This window comes from Nocardiopsis sp. RV163, assembly GCF_001029525.1.
GTDB lineage: Bacteria > Actinomycetota > Actinomycetes > Streptosporangiales > Streptosporangiaceae > Nocardiopsis > Nocardiopsis dassonvillei.
The window spans coordinates 1-2546 of sequence record NZ_LEKI01000300.1 but is presented as its reverse complement, the minus strand read 5'-3'; the positions used below and the strand labels follow the sequence as shown (position 1 = coordinate 2546).

Here is a 2546-nt window from a genome sequence, read left to right as displayed (position 1 = left end):
CTCCGCGTCTCCGGTGGGGCCGCCGGTTCGGGGGCTGGGGGTTCCTCGGGTAGGAAGCCGCGCACGCGCAGGGGTTCGGCCCCCTCGGTGCCGAGCACGACCGGTTCGGGCAGCGGCGGATGCTGGTCCTCGTCGGCGCTGGGGATGGCCGGTTCTGCCGGGGCGACGCGCTTCCACCACAGCGCCGCCTCCTCGGGGGGCAGTTCCTCCTCCACCTCCAGCCAGCCGCGTACCTGGGGGTGGCGCCTGGCGGCGTTCCAGGAGCGCGGGTAGGGCTGCTCGTCCAGGACGAGCAGGTGTTCGCCCTCCAGGGTGGGGATCTCGGCGGGCAGGCCCTCGTTCCACACCCAGGTGCCGTCGTGGGCGACCAGGTTCCACCAGCCGCGCACGGTCTGGGCGGCGGGGTCGGGGGCGCTGTCGCGGAAGGCGGCGACCCAGCGCGGGTCCGGCGGATCGCCGGGCAGGCCCCGGCCGCGGGGGCCGATGAGGGCGTCGGCGAGCAGGGTGTGCAGCTGGGCGTTGTCTCCGACTCCCTCGAAGCGGACGCGAAAGGCCCGTTCGGAGGCGCGGTCCAGGACCAGGACGCCGGTGGCCTCGGACATGCGCAACAGGTCGCGGACCTGGTCGAACTCGGTGAGCAGTTCCGAGAGCTGGGTGGCGATGGCCAGGAGTTCGGCGTGCAGGGCGGGGTCGCGGCGCACGTGGGCGCGGACCGGGGCCTCGCTGAGCATGGTCCTGGCGGCCAGGCCGTGTCGGCGGATGGTCCACCAGCACATGGTGGCGCCGGGGGCGTCGTTGCCCAGGTCGGCGGTCACGCGGGCCTCGGCGTCGGCGGTGACGGCGTCGGGGTCGGGCGGTGCGTCGTTGCCGGTGCGCTCCCAGGCGCGGACGAAGACGATGGCGCCCCGGCCCATGGTGCGCAGGCGGCGCAGGACCTCGATACCGGTGGGGCCGGGCTCGGTGCCCATCTCGACCAGGGCTCCGGCGACCAGGGACAGGTCGGCGATGATGCCCGGGGCGGCGTGGTCTCCCGAGAGCAGGGGGGCCAGGGCCTCCAGGGCGAGTTCGCGCTCGGAGGCGGGGATCTGGGAGGCCAGCACGTAGACCTTGTGGACGGCTGGGGGGAAGTGTCGGGGGTCGGTGGCGACGGAGGCGTCGATCAGTTCTTGGAACGCCGCGCGAAACTCGTCGACCATGGGCCCGTCCCCTTTCTCACGGAACCAACCTAATGTCTCATCAGGGAAGGATCGCACTTTAACTGGCTATTTCGAGTACTACTGGTGTGTTTGTTGGCAAGCTGAGATGCCCAAGGGGCCACGGGGTGCGGGGTCACAGGCCCAGCCGGGTGACGGCGTTGTCCTCCAAGGGGTTGGCGGTGCGGATGTAGTCGTGGACCGTGCGCGGGTTGGTCCAGCGGCCCTGGCGCATGATCTCGCGGTCGCTGGCCCCGCCCAGCGCGGCCTGGGTGGCGAACCCCGCCCGCAGGGAGTGCCCGCCGAAGTCGTCGGGGTCCAGTCCGGCGCGGCGGGCGTAGCGTTTGACCAGTTCCCCCACGGCCCGGCCCGACATCGGGCGCGACCCGAGGTGGCCGTGGCGGTCCACGGTGGGCAGCAGGGGGCGCTCTGAGCCGTCGGCCAGGTCCGTGCCCGGCCAGCCCTGGCACAGGTGGGCCAGGGCCCCCTCGGGGACAGGACGCTCCAGAAGGGCGGCCACCGCCTCCTCACCGCCCGCGCGGTGGGCCCGGACCAGGGCGGCCCAGTCGGCGTAGGCGCACACCGGGCAGGTCTGGCGGTGCCTGCCCCGGGGCAGGGCGACCCTGTGGCCGTGGCGGCCCTCCTGGTCGGTCTTGGTCGCGCCCAGCGCCACCACCAGTGCGGGGGCGCCGGTGGCGGGATCGGTGTGCAGGGTCAGGTCGTCGAAGGTCAGCGCGGCCAGTTCGCTGCGGCGCAGGGCCCCGCCGAACCCGGTCAGCAGCAGCAGGGTATCGCGCCTGCGGGCCACCCCGTGGGGGTGTCCGGGGCCCGGACGCACCGACAGCAGCGTCTCCAGGACGGGCAGGACGACCGGTTCCTTGCGGCGCGGGCGGGCCCGGCGGGTGCGGCGGATACCGCGCAGGGTCATGCGCACGACCTCCGCGCGGGTGGGCGATTCCAGCCCGTGGGCGCCGTGCACGGCGGCGATGGCGGCGGCGCGCCGTTCGATGCTGGAGGGGGCCAGGGCCCAGCCCGTGTCGTCGGGGGTGCGCTCCTGGGCGCAGGCGGCCAGGTACACGGCCACGTCCACCGGGTCGGCGGGCAGGGACTGGCGTTCCTGGGCCAGGCACCAGGCGGTGAAGGAGGTCCAGTCGGCACGGTAGGCGCGCAGGGTGTTGGGCGACTGGGCGCTGGCCAGGTAGCGGCCCAGGGTCTGGGCCTGTTCGGTGTCGAAGCGCTCGCGCACCCGGGCCAGGGCGCGGGTGTCGACCAGGACGCTGGGGGTCGCCTGCTCCAGGCGGGCGCGCACGGCCCCGGGCAGGGCGATCTCGTGGGCGGGTTCGGGGCCGGGGG

2 protein-coding genes are annotated in these 2546 nt (G+C 74.6%); both read right to left on the bottom strand.

The window, feature by feature from the left end; all coding sequences use genetic code 11:
• Positions 1-1196: hypothetical protein (locus ABD54_RS26230; RefSeq protein WP_047872232.1), on the bottom strand; the 1196-nt coding region annotated here is incomplete at its 3' end.
• Between the two features lie 133 nt (positions 1197-1329).
• Positions 1330-2546 (bottom strand): site-specific integrase (locus tag ABD54_RS26225; protein ID WP_047872231.1); only part of this gene is annotated, 1217 nt, incomplete at its 5' end.